Raw genomic sequence first — 15,943 nt, 5'->3', positions numbered from 1 at the left:
GTCCCGCTCACGCCTTGGACGCAGTTGTCTTTTTGGTCATGAAAGCCTGAAAGGCGCCGATGGTTTCCGGCACGCTCAGCCGGGTGCCGAAAATGCGCGCTTCCTCCTCGATCCGCTGATCGATCAAGGTCCGGTCCCCGCGCAGGAGCGCACGTGACAGGGCCATGGCTTCCGGCGGCTTGGATGCGATCTTGCGGGCGCAATCCATGGCCAGCTCTTCCGCATTTTCGCCGACATGATTGACGATGCCTGCCTCTTGCGCCCGGGCGGCGTCGAAGCTTTCGCCAAGGCAGAGAAGCTCGAAGGCCCGCGCATGACCCATGACAGCAGGCCCGAGAAGCGAGGAGCCCGCTTCCGGCACCAGCCCTAGATCCACGAAGGGCGTCTTGAACAGGGAGCCAGGCGTCGCAAACACCATGTCGCAGTGAAACAGCAAGGTGGTGCCGATGCCGATCGCCAGACCGTCAACCGCAGCCACAAGGGGCTTGCGGTTCGCGCCCAGCGCCTTGAGAAACCGGACCACCGGCGTCTTTTCCAGACCGCTCTGGGAGGCATATTTCAGGAAATCGGCAATGTCGTTGCCTGCGGTGAAGGCGCCCGGCTGGCCGCAGATCACGTGACAGCGCAGGTCCTTGTCGTCATTTCCGGCTTCAAGCACGGCGGACATGGCGTTGTACATATCGCCGGTCAGGGCATTCTTCTTGTCCGCGCGGTCCAGCCTTAGTGTGCTGACGCCGCCGCTCATCTCATGCTGGATCATGTGCTCCTCCCATTGAGCTTCTCCGTTACGACGCCAGTGCTTCCGGATCGAAGGCCAGAATGGCCCCGGATGAGCCGGTGACATCCGCCTTCAGACCCGCGACTTCCTTGAGCAGGGTCATGGTGTAGGTCCGGGCAAGCAGGATCCGCTGATCCCGGGCCGCCTTGTTGCCGTCATCGGCAGCGGCCGCGCCCTTGGCCAGGAGAATGCCGGCAAAGGTCAGGCCCGCCAGCCGCAGATATGGCGTTGCGCCGGACAGCGCCTCGGCCATACGGCCTTCTGCCTGCGCCGTCATGATCCAGGCAGTCGCCTCTTCCAGATCCCCAAGCGCCTCGGAAAGATGGCTTGCGATGTCACCAAGCGAGGGAAGGTTGGACGCGGCAACGCCCTCGACGATACCCGCCAGTTCGCTCAGGAATGCCTTGATATGCTCACCGCCGGAAAGCGGCAGCTTGCGGGTCACAAGGTCGATGGCCTGAATGCCGTTGGTGCCTTCATAGATCGGCGCTATCCGGGCATCGCGCAGATATTGCGCGGCGCCGGTTTCCTCGATAAAGCCCATGCCGCCATGGATCTGGACGCCGATGGACGCGGCCTCAACACCGAAGTCGGTCGGAAGAGCCTTGGCGAGCGGGGTCAGCAGACCGGCCCGTTCCGACCAGAATTTCCGGTCTTCCCCGGTCTCAGCAATATGCGACATGTCGATGGCGTGGGCGCAGGCATAGCACAGCACACGGGCGGCCTGAGCCCGGGTCTTCATGGCCAAGAGGTTGCGCTTGATGTCCGGGTGACGGGCAATGGGGCTCATTGCCGGACCGCTGTCGCCGGGTGCACGGCCCTGCTTGCGCTCCAAAGCATAGGCCAGCGCCTCCTGATAGGCTCGCTCGGCAATGCCCAGCCCCTGAATGCCGACCGCAAGGCGGGCGTTGTTCATCATCGTGAACATGCAGGCAAGGCCGCGGTTTTCCTCGCCGATCAGATAGCCGGTCGCGCCGCCCTCGTCGCCGAACACCATGGTGCAGGTGGGGGACGCGTGAATGCCCAGCTTGTGCTCGACCCCGGCGCAGCGCACATCGTTATGTGCTCCCAGCGAGCCGTCCTCGTTGACCAGGAACTTCGGCACCAGGAACAGTGAGATGCCCCGCGTTCCAGCCGGAGCATCCGGCAGGCGGGCGAGAACCAGGTGGATGATGTTGTCGGTCAGGTCGTGCTCACCATAGGTGATGAAGATCTTTTGGCCAGAGATGCGGTAGCTGCCGTCTTCTGCACGCTCTGCCTTGGCGGTCAGGGCATTGAGGTCGGATCCGGCCTGCGGCTCCGTCAGGTTCATGGTGCCCATCCACTCGCCGGAAATCAGCTTGGCGAGATAGGTCTCCTTCAGTGCGTCCGAGGCATGCTTTTCCAGCGCCTCGACAGCGCCGATGGTCAGGGTTGGGCCAAGGGCAAAGGCCATGGAGCCGGAGTTCCACATTTCCAGTGCTGCAGCGGAGAGCATCATCGGCAGCCCCTGCCCGCCATAGTCCGGCGTTGCAGTCAGCCCGTTCCAGCCACCTTCAATCCAGTTGTGATAAAGATCGCGCCATCCCGGAGCTGCCTTGACCTTGCCGTCAGAAAAGGTCGCTCCCTCACGGTCACCAACCACATTCATCGGCGCAATTTCCTCGGCAGCAAACCGGCCGGCCTCGTTAAGGATCGCCTCGACCAGATCATCTCCGAGATCCGCATGACGTTCGCTGGCCTGGATATCGCCCAGCCCGCAGACTTGCTTGAGCGTGAATGCGATCTCTTCAATTGGCGCGCGGTACATGCATGACCTCCCTTATACCTTTGCTTCCGCCTTGACTGTCCTTGCCGCACGCAGCAAAAGGCCCATCAGACGGTGTTGTTGACCGGACACTAACCCGGTTGACGTAAACGTCAAGTACTGTCCCAGCGGCAAGTGACGGGGCAAATGTGCATTGCCCAACACTTTAATTCGGATGGAGCCCGGCCCGATGCGGCGATGGATCATCGACCTCTCTCAGGAAAACTGGCGGGAAGCGCCGGAAGCTGCGGATGTGTGCGAAGCTCTCATAGCCGGACAGCTCGCCGCCATCCCGACCGAGACCGTCTACGGCCTCGCCGCGGATGCGACCAATGGACAAGCCTGCGCCCGCATTTTTTCCGCCAAGGGACGCCCGCAGTTCAATCCCTTGATCTCCCATGTGCAGTCGGTCGAGGCCGCATTGAAGCACGGCACCTTCAACGAAGATGCCCTGAAGCTGGCCGAAGCCTTCTGGCCCGGCCCACTGACCCTTGTGGTTCCCAAGCGCCCGGAATCACCCATCAGCGATCTGGCAACCGCTGGACTGCAAAGTGTCGCTCTGCGTGTGCCCTCAGGCCCGGTGATGCGGTTTTTGGCCGAGCGCACCGGACGACCGCTGGCCGCGCCCAGCGCCAATGTGTCTGGCCGCGTTTCCACGACAACCGCAGATGCGGTGGAGGCAGACCTTGGCCACGCACTGAGCTTCATCGTGGATGCCGGCCCCTGCCAGATCGGGATCGAATCCACCATTGTCGCGCTGACGGACGGCACGCCCCGGCTGCTGCGTCCGGGCGGTGTTCCGCGCGAGGCGATCGAAGCCGTTCTTGGCCAGTCCCTGGCTGCGCCGACCGATCTTTCGACCCGCCAGGATGCGCCCCAGGCCCCGGGGATGCTAACATCGCACTATGCGCCCGCCGCCGCGGTGCGCCTGAACGCAACAGACGTCCGGACTGGGGAAGCTTACCTTGCCTTTGGGGCTCATGCGCTTGCGGGGGCTGAAGGTGCCGTCGCCTGCTTCAATCTCAGCGAAGCGGAAGACCTGACCGAAGCCGCCGCGCGCCTGTTTGCAGCGATGCGGCATCTCGATTCGTCCGGAGCCGCGACAATCTGCGTCCAAAGCATCCCGGAAACCGGCCTTGGAGAGGCTATCAATGACCGTTTGCGGCGGGCGGCAGCGCCTCGAACACCCGGACATTGATTTATTTCAGATTTCTCTAAATAGCTGCCAGGCAACCGCTACTTCTGTCTAGATATTTTTCAGTAATTTTCAGGTTCGGCTTAACGCTTCCCCAACTGTAGCCCCCTGTTTTTCACAGGATTCAATTAGCTAGTTACATTTCTGCTCGCACCTGGATGATCATTATTCTATGTTAATGAACATAGAGATGCAGCGGACCTCCCCACGGGCTTTACGCCCGCACCTTGCAGGGAGCCGGAGCCCACAAGGACCGGCTCCTTTCCTTTGACTGCACGCCTATATACCTGCGGTGGAAATGCGGCAGACGTTCTTAGCCTAATTACAAGATTGACAGCGGCGGAACGCACCGGTCTGATGGCCGCAAACCACTCCACCCAAAGCGGATCCCACCGTTGTCCACACTCCTGCTTCATCACACAACCTATCTCGATCACCTGACGCCTGTAGGCCACCCCGAGCGGCCTGACCGCCTGCGCGCCATCGATCGGATTCTTGAGCATGAGCAGTTTCAGTCACTGGAACGGGAGCTTGCACCAATCGCCCGGCGCGAGGACATCATCCGCGCTCATCCGATGGCCTACCTGGATTACCTGCATAATCAGGCACCTGTCGAAGGATTGAACCGCCTGGATTCCGACACCACCATGTCGCCGGGAAGCTGGGAGGCTATCTTGCGGGGCGCAGGCGGCGCGTGTCTGGCCGTGGAAGAGGTGATGGAGAAAAAGGTCGGCAACGCCTTCTCCGCCTCCCGTCCCCCGGGACACCATGCGGAAAAAGACCGTGCCATGGGCTTTTGCTTCCTGAACAATGTTGCCATTGCCGCTCGTCACGCTCAGGCAAAATATGGCGCGGAGCGCGTTGCCATCGTCGATTTCGACGTGCATCACGGCAATGGCACCCAGGACATCTTCTGGGACGACGGCACGGTCATGTACTGTTCCACCCACCAGATGCCGCTCTACCCCGGCTCGGGCGCGGCCAATGAAACCGGCACCAAGGGCACGATCGTGAATGTTCCACTGATGGCAGGCGATGACGGCCCGGTTTTCAAGGAAGCTTTTGAAAGCGTGATCCTGCCGCGGCTGGATGGTTTCGCACCGGATCTTGTCATCATTTCCGCTGGCTTTGACGCCCATACCCGCGACCCGCTCGGGTCTCTCAATCTGGTGGAAGCAGACTTTGCCTGGGCCACCCGCGAGCTCATGACGATTGCCGACAAGCATTGCGATGGACGGGTCGTCTCCGTTCTGGAGGGCGGCTATGACCTGGAGGGGCTTGCCCGCTCCACGGCAGCTCACGTTCTCACCCTGATGACAGGATGACCGGCAAGCGCATGAGGAAACTCTGCGCCGGGATGTGCCCCAGGCCTTGACCCGGCATCAATCGGACGTAACTGTCTGCCGGTGATTCAGAGTGAATATGAAGAGGACCGGACAATGACCAGCGAAGCGGCGCAGACAGATGTTGCAACCCTCAGCTTTGAAGATGCCCTGCAGCAGCTCGAAACCATTGTGCGGCAACTCGAACAGGGCAATGTACCGCTGGAGCGGAGCATCGAGATGTATGAGCGCGGCGCCCAGCTTCGCAAGCATTGCGACGGCCTGCTCAAGGCGGCGGAAGCCAAGGTCGAGAAAATCCAGATGAACCAGGACGGTTCAGCAGCAAGCACCGTTCCGCTGGATCCGGAAAGCGCATAAAAGCGCCATTTTGCGCAGGTTTTCCGTCATCCGCGTTTTTTTCTGATGGCTGTCCGCTGATCTTCCTTTAAACTTAAAGTCATGATGACCTCAATTCCGCGTCTTTCGCGGCACAGGTTGAACATGTGATATCTGGCATGATCAGGATTAACCCCCAGGACGAATTCAAGGCTCTCGAGCGCGTGCAGGAATGCGCCTCGAACGAACTTTTGTGGCCAGAGGCCCTCAAACAGATCGAACGCTCCTGCAATTGCCTTTGCTTCCTGATCGAGCTGACAAGCGGCGGTGTTCACACCGAACGCTTCTGCTCTTCCGAGGCCGCCGCTGAGCTGCTCCACTATCTGAGGACCTCCCGGGTTGATGGGGGACAGGACACCCAGTCCTTTCTTCTACAGGAAGCGCCGGTCCATTATCCCTTCTGCAAAATTGCCATGACCGGCCTCGACCCGATGACCGTTGATGATGGCGTTGCTTTCGAAAACCGGGGGCTTCGTGAATGGCCGGGGCTGATCATGCCATTGACCCGGGACGAACAGCATGTGGTGCTGTTCTGCTGCATGTGGCCGAGTGTCCAGGCGAGCATTATCCGGCCCGAGGCGGTCATGCCGACCTTTGTGAGACTGGGCAAGGCGACAGCCTCCAGTCTTCAGTCCAATTCCGAGCTGAAACGCCAAGCGGAGCAGAACTCCGCCCTTCTGGCCTTCGCCTCCGCCCAGAGGCAGGCTTCCTGCCTTGTTGATAGCGACCTGTCTATTCGCTTCAAGACGCCGCACTTTGAACAGGTTCTCAGGGAAGGCGATATCTTCGTCTGCGACGGGACAAAGCTTCTCCCCCTGCGCAGGGATCTGGAAACGGCCCTTGTGGGACTACTGGAGCCACCGGCAGAACATTCATCGGTAAGCAAAAGTTCCATAGACACTGACGAAACTGCGCTTGCGATGCAATCGCTCCTTCTCTTGAAAAAAAACGAAAGTTTCTGCCAGGTGATGCTGCGCAGGGTGCCGCCAGGGAACCGGAGAACGGTTCAGGTCAACCTTACGGGTGAAGACCCCTGCAGCTTCGTTCTGATCGAAGTGAAAGAGCCGACCGCCGTTCCTGCCGAGATCAAGAACATCCTGCAGGGCGCGTACAGCCTGTCTATCAGCGAGGCGAGGCTGGCCTACGACCTGTCAGCCTGTGGTGTTCTCTCTGAGACACTCGAACGGCTGGCCATTACGCGCAACACCGCCAAGACACACCTAAGGCGGATCTACGAGAAGACTGGCACCCAGTCTCAGCTGGAGCTTTCCCGGCTGATTCACAGCCTTGCTGGAATGCTTTGACACCCGGCACAAACTCACAATTTCCGGACATAAAAAAGGGGCCGCCCAAAAAGGCAGCCCCAGTCAATCACTGTGCACGTGGCCCCATCGACCACGGTATAATTGATATGCCAGTTCCCGCGAGATTGCATCACCCAAATGGGTGATTGGCCATCCAAATTTGGATCCAGAGCGACTTTTTCTGAGTTTTATTTTCAAGATAACGCCTCAAGCGGAGGCAAAGCTAAATTTAGAACAGTTCCATTGCCGGATTTGCACCCCATATAGCCATAGTGTAAGGCTGCCAGCCATACTCCGACTTCAAACTCAGGCCTGCGTTGTCCAATGCCGAATACCCCTTTGCTTGACCAGATCAAAAGCCCGGCAGATTTGCGCGGGCTTCCTGAAGCCGATCTGAGGCAGCTTTCGGACGAGTTGCGCACCGAGATGATCGATGCGGTGTCCATAACCGGCGGCCACCTGGGCGCCGGCCTTGGTGTCGTGGAACTGACCGTAGCGCTCCATTATGTGTTCAACACTCCGGACGACCGGCTGATCTGGGATGTCGGGCACCAGTGTTATCCGCACAAGATCCTGACCGAGCGGCGGGACCGGATCCGGACCTTGCGTCAGGGCAATGGCCTTTCCGGTTTCACCAAACGCGCGGAGAGTATCTACGACCCGTTTGGCGCGGCGCACTCTTCCACATCAATTTCTGCAGGCCTCGGCATGGCCGTCGGGCGCGACCTCAAGGACGGCGACAACAACGTCATCGCTGTAATCGGGGATGGCGCCATGTCCGCAGGCATGGCCTACGAGGCCATGAACAACGCCGGACATCTTGGTTCACGTCTGATCGTGATCCTCAACGACAACGACATGTCGATTGCACCGCCCGTCGGTGCGATGTCCGCCTATCTGGCGCGGCTTGTTTCCGGCAAGACCTACAAGTCCCTGCGCGAGGCCGCGAAAAGCTTCGCCAAGACCCTGCCGAAACCCTTGCAGGAAAAAGCAGCCAAGGCGGAGGAATTTGCCCGTGGCTTCTGGACCGGCGGTACGCTCTTCGAGGAACTCGGCTTTTATTATGTCGGCCCGGTGGACGGGCACAACCTCGACCACCTTCTGCCAATCCTGAAGAATGTCCGCGACACGCATCAGGGACCTGTGCTCGTTCATGTGGTGACACAAAAGGGCAAGGGCTACGCGCCGGCGGAAGGGGCCAAGGACAAATACCACGGGGTTGCCAAGTTCGACGTCGTGACCGGCAAACAGGCAAAGCCTGCTGCCAACGCTCCGAGCTACACCAATGTTTTTGCGACCTCTCTGGTGCGTGAGGCCCAGGATGACGACAAGGTGGTCGCCATCACTGCCGCCATGCCGGACGGGACTGGTATCGACCTCTTCCAGGAAGCCTTCCCGGAGCGCACCTTTGATGTCGGCATCGCCGAACAGCATGCGGTGACATTTGCAGCAGGGCTCGCGACCGAAGGCTTCAAGCCCTTCACGGCCATCTACTCCACATTCCTGCAACGCGCCTATGACCAGGTCGTGCATGACGTCGCCATTCAGGGCCTCCCGGTCCGCTTTCCGATTGACCGCGCTGGCCTTGTCGGTGCGGACGGACCGACCCATGCAGGTGCTTTCGACACGGCTTTCCTGGCCTGTCTGCCGGGCTTCGTCGTGATGGCGGCGGCAGATGAGGTGGAATTGCGCCACATGGTCGCGACTGCCGTTGCCTATGACGAGGGCCCGATTTCCTTCCGCTATCCGCGCGGAGAAGGTGTTGGCCTTGAATTGCCCGAGCGCGGCTCGGTTCTGGAGATCGGCAAGGGCATGATCCGGCGGGAAGGCACCAAGGTCGCCCTTCTTTCCTTCGGCAGCCGCATGAAGGAATGCCTGCTGGCGGCAGATGAGCTTGAAGCTGCGGGTCTGTCGACCACCGTCGCCGACGCACGCTTCGCAAAACCGCTGGACACGGATCTTCTGATCCGCCTCGCCCGGGAACACGAAATTCTGGTGACCGTGGAAGAAGGCTCTGCCGGCGGTTTTGGCAGCCATGTCTTGACCAAGCTCGCGGAACTCGGCCTTCTGGACCGTGGCCTCAAGGTGCGCACGCTCATGCTACCCGACCGCTATCAGGATCACGACAAGCCGGAAGCCATGTACAAGGATGCGGGACTGACCTTTCAGGGAATTACCCATCAGGTTTTCATGGCCCTCGGCAGCGGCGACGTGAGCGCCTTTCAGCGCGCCTGACCTCAACCGGCCAGCATATGGCAAGACTTCCGGGGTCTTGTTTGAGACCTGACCTTGCAAGACTTCCGGGAGTATCCCATGGCGAAAATGCTCGCCTCCATTTCAGCCCTGCTGATGTCCGTTGCCTTTCTGGTCTTCGGGCATGGCTTGCAGTCCACGCTCCTGCCGCTTGCTGCCAATCAGGCTGATTTCAGCGAACTAGCCATCGGCATGGTCTCCTCAGGCTATTATGTCGGTATGGTTCTGGGCTGCCTCGGAGCACCGCATGTCATTATGCGCGCCGGTCATATCCGGGCGCTGGCGGCTCTCGTCTCCCTCATGTCGGCCTCGGCGATCCTGCACCCGGTGTTCGTTGAACCGGTCGCCTGGTTCCTGATCCGTGTCGTCTCCGGCTTCTGCCTCGCAGGCTTCTACACCATCGTGGAAAGCTGGCTGCATGAGACCGCGACCAACGAAACACGCGGGACGGTCATGTCCATTTATATCGTGGTGCTCTTCGCCTCGATGATGATCGGGCAGGTTTCGATTGCAGGAATGGAACTCACCTCCTTCGTACCTTTTGCCGTCGCTTCGGTCGCTGTCAGCCTGGCGGTCATGCCCGTTTGTCTTACGACCGCGAACCAGCCGGCCCCAATTACGCTGGTCCAGTTCCGTCCAGCAAAGCTCTATAAGACCTCGCCAGCAGCCCTCGTCGGCACGCTGCTGATCGGCGTGGCCAATGGCGCCATGTGGTCGCTAAGTCCGCTTTATGGGTCGGAGATCGGCCTGACAACCAATCAGGCAGCAGTCTACGCCGCCTCGATCATTGCCGGCGGCATGATCTCTCAATGGCCAATCGGCCGCCTGTCGGACAAGATGGACCGGCGCCTGGTGCTGATCGCGTTGGCCGTGATTAGCGCTGTGATCGCGCTCGCGATCGCCTTGCTGCCGACAAGTTCGTTCCCCACTGCCCTGATGCTGGCAATGGTGATCGGCTTCTTCTCGCAGCCGACCTATTCGGTCGCTGTCTCCCATGCCTTCGACCACGCGGCTCCCGAGGATTTTGTCGAAACGTCCTCAGGCCTGCTGATGGCCTTCGGTCTGGGCTCAGTCGCAGGTCCGATTGCCGCCTCTCTGCTCATGGTGTCGAGCGGTCCGGCAGGTCTGTATCTGCTCGTTGCCATCGTCTACAGCGCCATGGGTGTCTTCATCCTTACCCGTGTCTTTGCCCGCAGCGCTCTTGATCCGGAAGACAAAACGGACTTCGAGTTTGCCGCCACCGCGCAGATCGGCGCCGTGGTTTCGCCGGAGCCGCTGGATACCGAAGCCGCAAACGTCATCGCGCCGGAAGATTTCCCCGCCTACGACGACATGGCACATAGCTCCGAGACGGATACGATCACCGAGGAGCTCATCTCTGCGGACCAGAGCGAAAGCTCCGGTGACGAGGAGGACAAGCCCGCCACTCCGGTGCCGGAAGGTCTTGGCTAGAATTTGCCTGCCCATCCGTGAGCGCGTCACCTAGAGTGTGGATTCACGTGCCCTGTGACGAAAAGGCTGCTCGACGCAGCCTGCAAAGAAAAGCATAGTCCGCCGCATGTCGAACCGAGACACATTCATGCGCCTGCTGCGCAAGGAACGCCATCCGCTGGCGGTTCTTGGCATGCTCGCCATGGCCATGCGGATCGTCATCCTCGTGCTCGGCACTTCCGCGGCAGCAGATCCCGCCTCTGCCGGAATTTTCGTCACCTGCCAGAACCTTGCCCAGGCAGGTGAAGACCGGAACGCAGCACCTGCGAGCCAGCCCCACCAGGCAGATCACTGTATCTGCGGCCCGGTTTGCGCCCACGCAATGCATACGGCGGCTCTTCTGCCGAAAACACCGTCGCCAGTGCTGGTGATTGCCGATGTGGTGGCAGCCAGACCAGAGCTGCGGCACAGAAACCCGCCCTCGCCCTTCGGCCAAATCACCGACCCGATCAGAGGACCGCCTGTTTCGTTGACCTGACCTTTCCGGGCGACTGCGCCCATTTGCAAACTTTTCTCAGGATCAATGAAATGTCTCTTCTGAAATCTCTGGCCGCATCCGCTGCCTTGGTCATGCTCGTCTCCGGTTCCGCTTTTGCCCATGAATACAAGCTTGGCGGCCTGGTTATTCACCACCCCTGGACCCGGGCGACACCGCCCAAGGCGATGGCCGCAGGCGGTTTCGCAACCATTGAAAATACCGGATCGGACGACGACCGGCTGATTGCCGTGTCCACCCCCGTTGCAGGCCGTGCCGAGATCCACGAGATGGCCGTCAACAATGGTGTCATGACCATGCGCCAATCGGAAAACGGCTTCGCCGTTCCGGCCAACGCCACTTCCGAAATGAAGCCCGGGGGCTTCCACCTCATGCTCATGGATCTGAAGCAGCCTTTTGTCGAAGGTGAGACGGTTCCCGTTACGCTGACCTTCGAGAAGGCCGGTGAAGTCACTGTGGAACTGGCTGTCGAAAAGATGGGCGCCAAGGGCATGGATCACAGCAACATGAAGACCATGGACCACAGCCAGCACGGCAAGAATTGAGGCAGTCATGTCGAAACTGAAAGTCATTCGCTATGGAGCTTGGGCGGCAGTTGCCGCCCTTGCCCTGGCTTCTGGTGTCGTGGTCTATCAGCAGACAGCTGAAACCAAGACCGTCGAGAATCTGGTCTCGCCAATCTCCGCTATCGGCGGCCCTTTCGAGGTTGTCGGCGGCAATGGCCAGACTGTCACTGACGCGGACATGAAGGGCAAGCCGTCCCTCTATCTCTTCGGCTTCACATTCTGCCCGGATGTCTGCCCGACAACTCTGTCCGATATGCAGGGCTGGATCTCGGCCCTTGGCCCGGATGCGGACAAGCTGAACTTCGCCTTCGTTTCCGTGGACCCAGAACGCGATACGCCGGAGGTCATGCGCGACTATGTCGCCGCATTTGACAGCCGTATCCGCCCGCTCACCGGTTCCCGCGAGCAGATCGACAAGATCCTGAAGGCCTATCGCGTCTACTCGAAAAAAGTCCCGCTTGACGATGGCGGTTACACGATGGACCATTCCGCTGCAGTTTACCTGATGGACGCAGACAACCACTTCTTCGGCACCATCGCCTATGGTGAAGCGGAAGAAAGCGCTCTCGCCAAACTGCGCCGGATGATCGAAAAGGCAGACAAGTCCTCGACCTGAGGAGTGCTGCCGGCGGAGTTCAGTGCCATGCGCATGTCTCTTTACGCCGGACTGTCGGCTGGCGGCCTGATAATCTTGGCTGCCAGCGGCCTGCTCTGGCTGCGCTATGGCGAAAGGATCTATTTCGACAAGATGGCCGCCGCCATCGCGGGCTGTTTTTGAAGCACAGTTTTCAAGCCCCGCAAAACGGTCTATGAGCCGCTGATGACCAGACAGCGCCTAGACCAGCACCTCGTCGATACCGGACATTTCCAGACCCGGGCCCGGGCCCGTGACGCGATCCTGCGCGGAACCGTTTCCGTTGACGGTGCTCTCTGCCTGAAGCCGGGCCAGAAGGTCGCATCAAGCACAGTCATTTCGGTTGCCGACCCCGCAGCTGCCTATGTTTCGAGGGCAGCCCTGAAACTGATCGAAGGGCTTGATGTCTACGGTATCGACCCAAAAGGACTGATCTGCCTCGATATCGGCGCCTCTACGGGCGGCTTCACTCAGGTTCTGCTGGAGCGCGGTGCTTCCAAAGTGCACGCCATCGACGTTGGTCACGGCCAGCTTCATGAAACGATCGCCAGCCATCCCGATGTGCGCCGCCGCGACGGGCTAAACGCCCGCGACCTGACCCTTGAGGATCTGGACGGGAACCGTCCTCAGCTCCTTGTTTCGGATGTCAGCTTCATCTCGCTGAAACTCGCCCTGCCCCCGGCCCTTGACCTGGCCGCGCCCGGCGCATGCGGCGTATTTCTGGTCAAGCCGCAGTTCGAGTCGGGGCGCGAGAACATCGGCAAGGGCGGGCTGGTGGACCCGGATGTCGCGGAGAAGACGGCTGCACACTTGCAGGACTGGCTGGCAGGCCTGCCGGGCTGGACTGCGGGAGACCTTGTCCCCTCCCCAGTAAAAGGCGGAGACGGCAACGCGGAATGGCTGCTCAGCGGCTACAAGAACGGCTGACACTCTCCCAGAAAGCTTGCCCTTGCGGCTCATCGCGAGTATCGCTCTCGCCATGACCCAAATGACACTTGAAGTAAACCTGCTCGGCCACCGTGGCGACGGCATTGCGCAGAGTGATGGCGGCCCTGTCTTCGTTCCAGGCGCCCTGCCCGGCGAGACCGTGAGCGCCCGCGTTGCCAATGGCCGCGCCAGTGGCGTGACCATCGTGTCGGCCAGCCCTGACCGTATCGATCCGGCCTGCCGCCATTTCGAGACCTGCGGCGGCTGCTCAGTTCAGCACTATGCCGAAGCGCCATATCTTGCCTGGAAGCAGGACATGGTGGTGAAGGCGCTTGCCGACCGGGGCATCAGCGACCCTGTCAGTGAAACCGTTGCAGGCAAGCCGGGCAGCCGCCGCCGGGCGGTCCTGACCGCGACGCGCGCCGGGCGCTCGATCCTGCTTGGGTATCATGAAAAAGCCTCGCACAAGCTGGTGGACATCAAGGAATGCCCCGTTCTCGATCCAGCCATCGTCAAGGCGCTTGCCGGTCTCAAGACCCTTTCCAGCGAGTTGATGCCAAAGAAGGGCGACCTGCGGCTGACGGTTCTGGCAACACCGCATGGCCTGGATGTGGCGTTCGAGCAGGCCAACAAGTCCTACGAAAGCCGCTTCGCGGCCCTCTCCTCGCTGGCGATGACCCACGGTCTTGCCCGTCTGACAGTGAACGGCGAAACGCTGATCGAAATCCGTCCGCCCGCGCTTGATATGGCTGGATTAACGGTCGTAGCGGCGCCGGCAAGCTTCACCCAGGCAACAGCCGAAGCGGAGGAAGCACTGAGCAAGCTGGTGCTGGACAATCTTGGCAAGGCCAAGAAAGTTGCAGATCTCTTCGCAGGTATCGGCACCTTTGCCCTGCGTATTGCCCGGCAAGCCTCGGTTCATGCCGTTGAAGGCGACGCTGCGGCAATCGCCGCGCTCGACCGGGCATTGCGCGTCCCCAAGGGATTGAAGCAGGTCACCCACGAGCGCCGGGATCTGTTCCGCCGCCCGCTGATGGCCGCGGAGCTGAATGCCTTTGACGCGGTCGTCTTCGATCCGCCCCGCGCAGGCGCGCAAGCTCAGGCGGAGCAAATTGCCGCCTCAAAAGTGCCATGCGTGATCGCGGTGTCCTGCAACCCGGCAACGCTCGCGCGTGACCTCAGAATCCTGCTGGATGGCGGCTACCGGATAAAAACAATAACACCGGTCGACCAGTTCCTCTGGTCATCTCATGTCGAGTGCGTCGCGGCTTTGGAAAAAGCATGATCGCAGAGCGGACTATCGGCGGAACTCCCGTGGATAGCAGGGAACATCCGCCGGGCACTGCATTTCAGTATCACTGAAATTTATGGGCACGGACGCTTGCCAACAGGCAGGACCGGGTTTACATCGAAAGCATGAGACTAGATCACTGGCTTCAGGAGCAAGGGGAAAGCCGCAGCGCGTTCGCGCGCAGAGCGAACCTGTCTGCAGCTTCGGTGACGGCCCTTTGCAACGATCCCAATGTCTGGGTGTCCCGGGATATGGCGCGCAAGATTGCCGAGGCCACTGGTGGCGCTGTCACACCCAATGACTTTCTTGGTCTTGCCACCAACAAGGAGCATCCCGTGTCCCAAACCCGTGTCGCAGAAGCTATCCGTGCCTTTGAGCGCGGTGAAATCGTGGTCGTGACCGACGACGACGACCGTGAAAACGAAGGCGATCTGATTGTCGCCGCGTCCCGGGTAACCCCTGAGCAGATGGCTTTCATTATCCGCCACACCTCAGGCATCGTCTGCGCCCCCATGACCATAGCCGCCGCCCGGCGCCTCCGTCTTGATCCGATGGTCTTGCAAAACGACGCACCGCTTGCGACGGCCTTCACGGTTTCCGTCGACTACCGGCGCGGACTGACCACAGGCATCTCGGCCGAAGAGCGCTGTTCCACGGTGCGGGCGCTGGCCAATCCGAATGTGGGCGCGGAGGATTTTGTCCGTCCCGGTCACGTTTTCCCGCTGATTGCCAAGGAAGGCGGTGTGCTGATCCGCTCCGGCCATACGGAAGCTGCGGTTGATCTCTGCCGTCTTGCAGGCCTGGAGGAAGTTGGCGTTATCAGCGAACTGGTCAACGACGATGGCACGGTGAAGCGCGGTGACGACGTGGCAGCCTTTGCAGCGGATCACGGCCTCAAGATGGTCTCGGTTTCCGATCTGATCGCCTGGCGCCAGCGCACCGAACGGCTGGTGGAGCGTGTCAACGAGCAGCCGATCGAGACCGCTGCCGGCCATGCCTATGCCGTGACCTATTCCACGCCCTACGACCCCATGCATCATGTTGCTGTCGTCTATGGCGACATCCTTGATGGACGCAGTGTGCCGGTCCGCCTCCAGCTGGAGTCGGTTCTGGATGACGTCTTCGGCGCAGCCCAGCCGCTGGACACGACCATGAAGCTACTGGCCGAACGCGGCCGCGGTGTCATTGTCTACTTGCGCGAAGGTTCTGTCGGCGTCGCCCGGCAGTCGAAGCGCAGCCGGACGGAACTGGAAGCTGCCGAAAACGAAGAGCATGGATCGGCTCAGGTCCGCCAGGAACAGTGGCGCGAGATCGGCCTTGGCGCGCAGATCCTGAAGGACTTGGGGGTTACCTCAATCCGCCTTCTTTCCTCTCGTGAGCGCCACTACGTCGGTCTCGAAGGCTTCGACATCAAGATCGAAGCCACTGAAATTATGGACCACTAAAATCCAATAAGCCTCCGCGCGGCGCTGGGTTGCGCACGCGCAGCGCGGAGCTGCCGGTT

General features: G+C 60.6%; 15 protein-coding genes. 13 read left to right on the top strand and 2 right to left on the bottom strand.

Annotation, left to right across the window (positions count from 1 at the left end; genetic code table 11):
* Nucleotides 1-7 precede the first annotated feature (7 nt).
* Together IG616_RS16375 and IG616_RS16370 are read right to left on the bottom strand one after the other, a co-directional pair.
* The gene (locus IG616_RS16375; RefSeq protein WP_192149246.1) at nt 8-760 is read right to left on the bottom strand and encodes a crotonase/enoyl-CoA hydratase family protein; all 753 of its coding nucleotides are present in this window, start codon (nt 758-760) and stop codon (nt 8-10) included.
* A 25-nt stretch (nt 761-785) separates the two neighbouring features.
* Nucleotides 786-2,567 (bottom strand): acyl-CoA dehydrogenase, encoded by a 1,782-nt coding sequence (locus tag IG616_RS16370; RefSeq protein ID WP_192149245.1) that lies wholly within the window; start codon nt 2,565-2,567, stop codon nt 786-788.
* A 187-nt stretch (nt 2,568-2,754) separates the two neighbouring features.
* Between IG616_RS16370 and IG616_RS16365 the strand changes: the two genes are divergently transcribed.
* The 13 genes from IG616_RS16365 to ribB all read left to right on the top strand — a co-directional run bounded on the left by IG616_RS16365 (nt 2,755) and on the right by ribB (nt 15,884).
* Nucleotides 2,755-3,762 carry an L-threonylcarbamoyladenylate synthase gene (locus tag IG616_RS16365; protein WP_192149244.1) on the top strand — a complete coding sequence of 336 codons (1,008 nt, stop codon included), beginning with the start codon at nt 2,755-2,757 and terminating at the stop codon, nt 3,760-3,762.
* 392 nt (nt 3,763-4,154) lie between these two features.
* On the top strand, nt 4,155-5,084 hold the full coding sequence (locus IG616_RS16360; protein ID WP_192149243.1) for a histone deacetylase family protein: 930 nt from the start codon (nt 4,155-4,157) through the stop codon (nt 5,082-5,084).
* A gap of 114 nt (nt 5,085-5,198) precedes the next feature.
* Nucleotides 5,199-5,459: an exodeoxyribonuclease VII small subunit gene (locus tag IG616_RS16355; RefSeq protein WP_192149242.1), complete on the top strand. Its 261-nt coding sequence runs from the start codon at nt 5,199-5,201 to the stop codon at nt 5,457-5,459.
* 137 nt (nt 5,460-5,596) lie between these two features.
* Nucleotides 5,597-6,781: a helix-turn-helix transcriptional regulator gene (locus IG616_RS16350; RefSeq protein ID WP_192149241.1), complete on the top strand. Its 1,185-nt coding sequence runs from the start codon at nt 5,597-5,599 to the stop codon at nt 6,779-6,781.
* Nucleotides 6,782-7,105: 324 nt separating this feature from the next.
* Nucleotides 7,106-9,016, top strand: a complete 1,911-nt coding sequence (gene dxs / locus IG616_RS16345; protein ID WP_192149240.1) for a 1-deoxy-D-xylulose-5-phosphate synthase — start codon at nt 7,106-7,108, stop codon at nt 9,014-9,016.
* Nucleotides 9,017-9,094: 78 nt separating this feature from the next.
* Nucleotides 9,095-10,486, top strand: a complete 1,392-nt coding sequence (locus IG616_RS16340; RefSeq protein ID WP_192149239.1) for an MFS transporter — start codon at nt 9,095-9,097, stop codon at nt 10,484-10,486.
* Between the two features lie 106 nt (nt 10,487-10,592).
* Complete coding sequence (locus IG616_RS16335) at nt 10,593-11,003, top strand: DUF2946 family protein (protein ID WP_192149238.1); 411 nt, start codon at nt 10,593-10,595, stop codon at nt 11,001-11,003.
* Between the two features lie 50 nt (nt 11,004-11,053).
* Nucleotides 11,054-11,566 (top strand): copper chaperone PCu(A)C, encoded by a 513-nt coding sequence (locus tag IG616_RS16330; protein ID WP_192149237.1) that lies wholly within the window; start codon nt 11,054-11,056, stop codon nt 11,564-11,566.
* 7 nt (nt 11,567-11,573) lie between these two features.
* Nucleotides 11,574-12,203 carry an SCO family protein gene (locus IG616_RS16325; RefSeq protein ID WP_192149236.1) on the top strand — a complete coding sequence of 210 codons (630 nt, stop codon included), beginning with the start codon at nt 11,574-11,576 and terminating at the stop codon, nt 12,201-12,203.
* 27 nt (nt 12,204-12,230) lie between these two features.
* Nucleotides 12,231-12,365 (top strand): hypothetical protein, encoded by a 135-nt coding sequence (locus IG616_RS23300; RefSeq protein ID WP_281393158.1) that lies wholly within the window; start codon nt 12,231-12,233, stop codon nt 12,363-12,365.
* A 42-nt stretch (nt 12,366-12,407) separates the two neighbouring features.
* Entirely contained in the window at nt 12,408-13,148 is a 741-nt protein-coding gene (locus tag IG616_RS16320) for a TlyA family RNA methyltransferase (RefSeq protein WP_192149235.1), read from the top strand.
* Nucleotides 13,149-13,200: 52 nt separating this feature from the next.
* Nucleotides 13,201-14,433: a class I SAM-dependent RNA methyltransferase gene (locus IG616_RS16315; protein ID WP_192149359.1), complete on the top strand. Its 1,233-nt coding sequence runs from the start codon at nt 13,201-13,203 to the stop codon at nt 14,431-14,433.
* Between the two features lie 131 nt (nt 14,434-14,564).
* Nucleotides 14,565-15,884, top strand: a complete 1,320-nt coding sequence (gene ribB / locus IG616_RS16310) for a 3,4-dihydroxy-2-butanone-4-phosphate synthase (RefSeq protein WP_192149234.1) — start codon at nt 14,565-14,567, stop codon at nt 15,882-15,884.
* The last annotated feature ends 59 nt before the right edge of the window (nt 15,885-15,943 follow it).

The organism is Roseibium litorale, assembly GCF_014842915.1.
In the GTDB taxonomy this organism is placed as follows: Bacteria; Pseudomonadota; Alphaproteobacteria; order Rhizobiales; family Stappiaceae; genus Roseibium; species Roseibium litorale.
This window is presented reverse-complemented; position numbering and strand designations above follow the sequence as displayed.

What these genes read in the sequence shown, in the direction of transcription:
- IG616_RS16375 (WP_192149246.1), bottom strand. Translation starts at nt 760, where the DNA reads ATGATCCAGCATGAGATGAGCGGCGGCGTCAGCACACTAAGGCTGGAC.
- IG616_RS16370 (WP_192149245.1), bottom strand. Translation starts at nt 2,567, where the DNA reads ATGTACCGCGCGCCAATTGAAGAGATCGCATTCACGCTCAAGCAAGTC.
- IG616_RS16365 (WP_192149244.1), top strand. Translation starts at nt 2,755, where the DNA reads ATGCGGCGATGGATCATCGACCTCTCTCAGGAAAACTGGCGGGAAGCG.
- IG616_RS16355 (WP_192149242.1), top strand. Translation starts at nt 5,199, where the DNA reads ATGACCAGCGAAGCGGCGCAGACAGATGTTGCAACCCTCAGCTTTGAA.
- IG616_RS16350 (WP_192149241.1), top strand. Translation starts at nt 5,597, where the DNA reads ATGATCAGGATTAACCCCCAGGACGAATTCAAGGCTCTCGAGCGCGTG.
- dxs (WP_192149240.1), top strand. Translation starts at nt 7,106, where the DNA reads ATGCCGAATACCCCTTTGCTTGACCAGATCAAAAGCCCGGCAGATTTG.
- IG616_RS16340 (WP_192149239.1), top strand. Translation starts at nt 9,095, where the DNA reads ATGGCGAAAATGCTCGCCTCCATTTCAGCCCTGCTGATGTCCGTTGCC.
- IG616_RS16335 (WP_192149238.1), top strand. Translation starts at nt 10,593, where the DNA reads ATGTCGAACCGAGACACATTCATGCGCCTGCTGCGCAAGGAACGCCAT.
- IG616_RS16330 (WP_192149237.1), top strand. Translation starts at nt 11,054, where the DNA reads ATGTCTCTTCTGAAATCTCTGGCCGCATCCGCTGCCTTGGTCATGCTC.
- IG616_RS16325 (WP_192149236.1), top strand. Translation starts at nt 11,574, where the DNA reads ATGTCGAAACTGAAAGTCATTCGCTATGGAGCTTGGGCGGCAGTTGCC.
- IG616_RS23300 (WP_281393158.1), top strand. Translation starts at nt 12,231, where the DNA reads ATGCGCATGTCTCTTTACGCCGGACTGTCGGCTGGCGGCCTGATAATC.
- IG616_RS16320 (WP_192149235.1), top strand. Translation starts at nt 12,408, where the DNA reads ATGACCAGACAGCGCCTAGACCAGCACCTCGTCGATACCGGACATTTC.
- IG616_RS16315 (WP_192149359.1), top strand. Translation starts at nt 13,201, where the DNA reads ATGACCCAAATGACACTTGAAGTAAACCTGCTCGGCCACCGTGGCGAC.
- ribB (WP_192149234.1), top strand. Translation starts at nt 14,565, where the DNA reads ATGAGACTAGATCACTGGCTTCAGGAGCAAGGGGAAAGCCGCAGCGCG.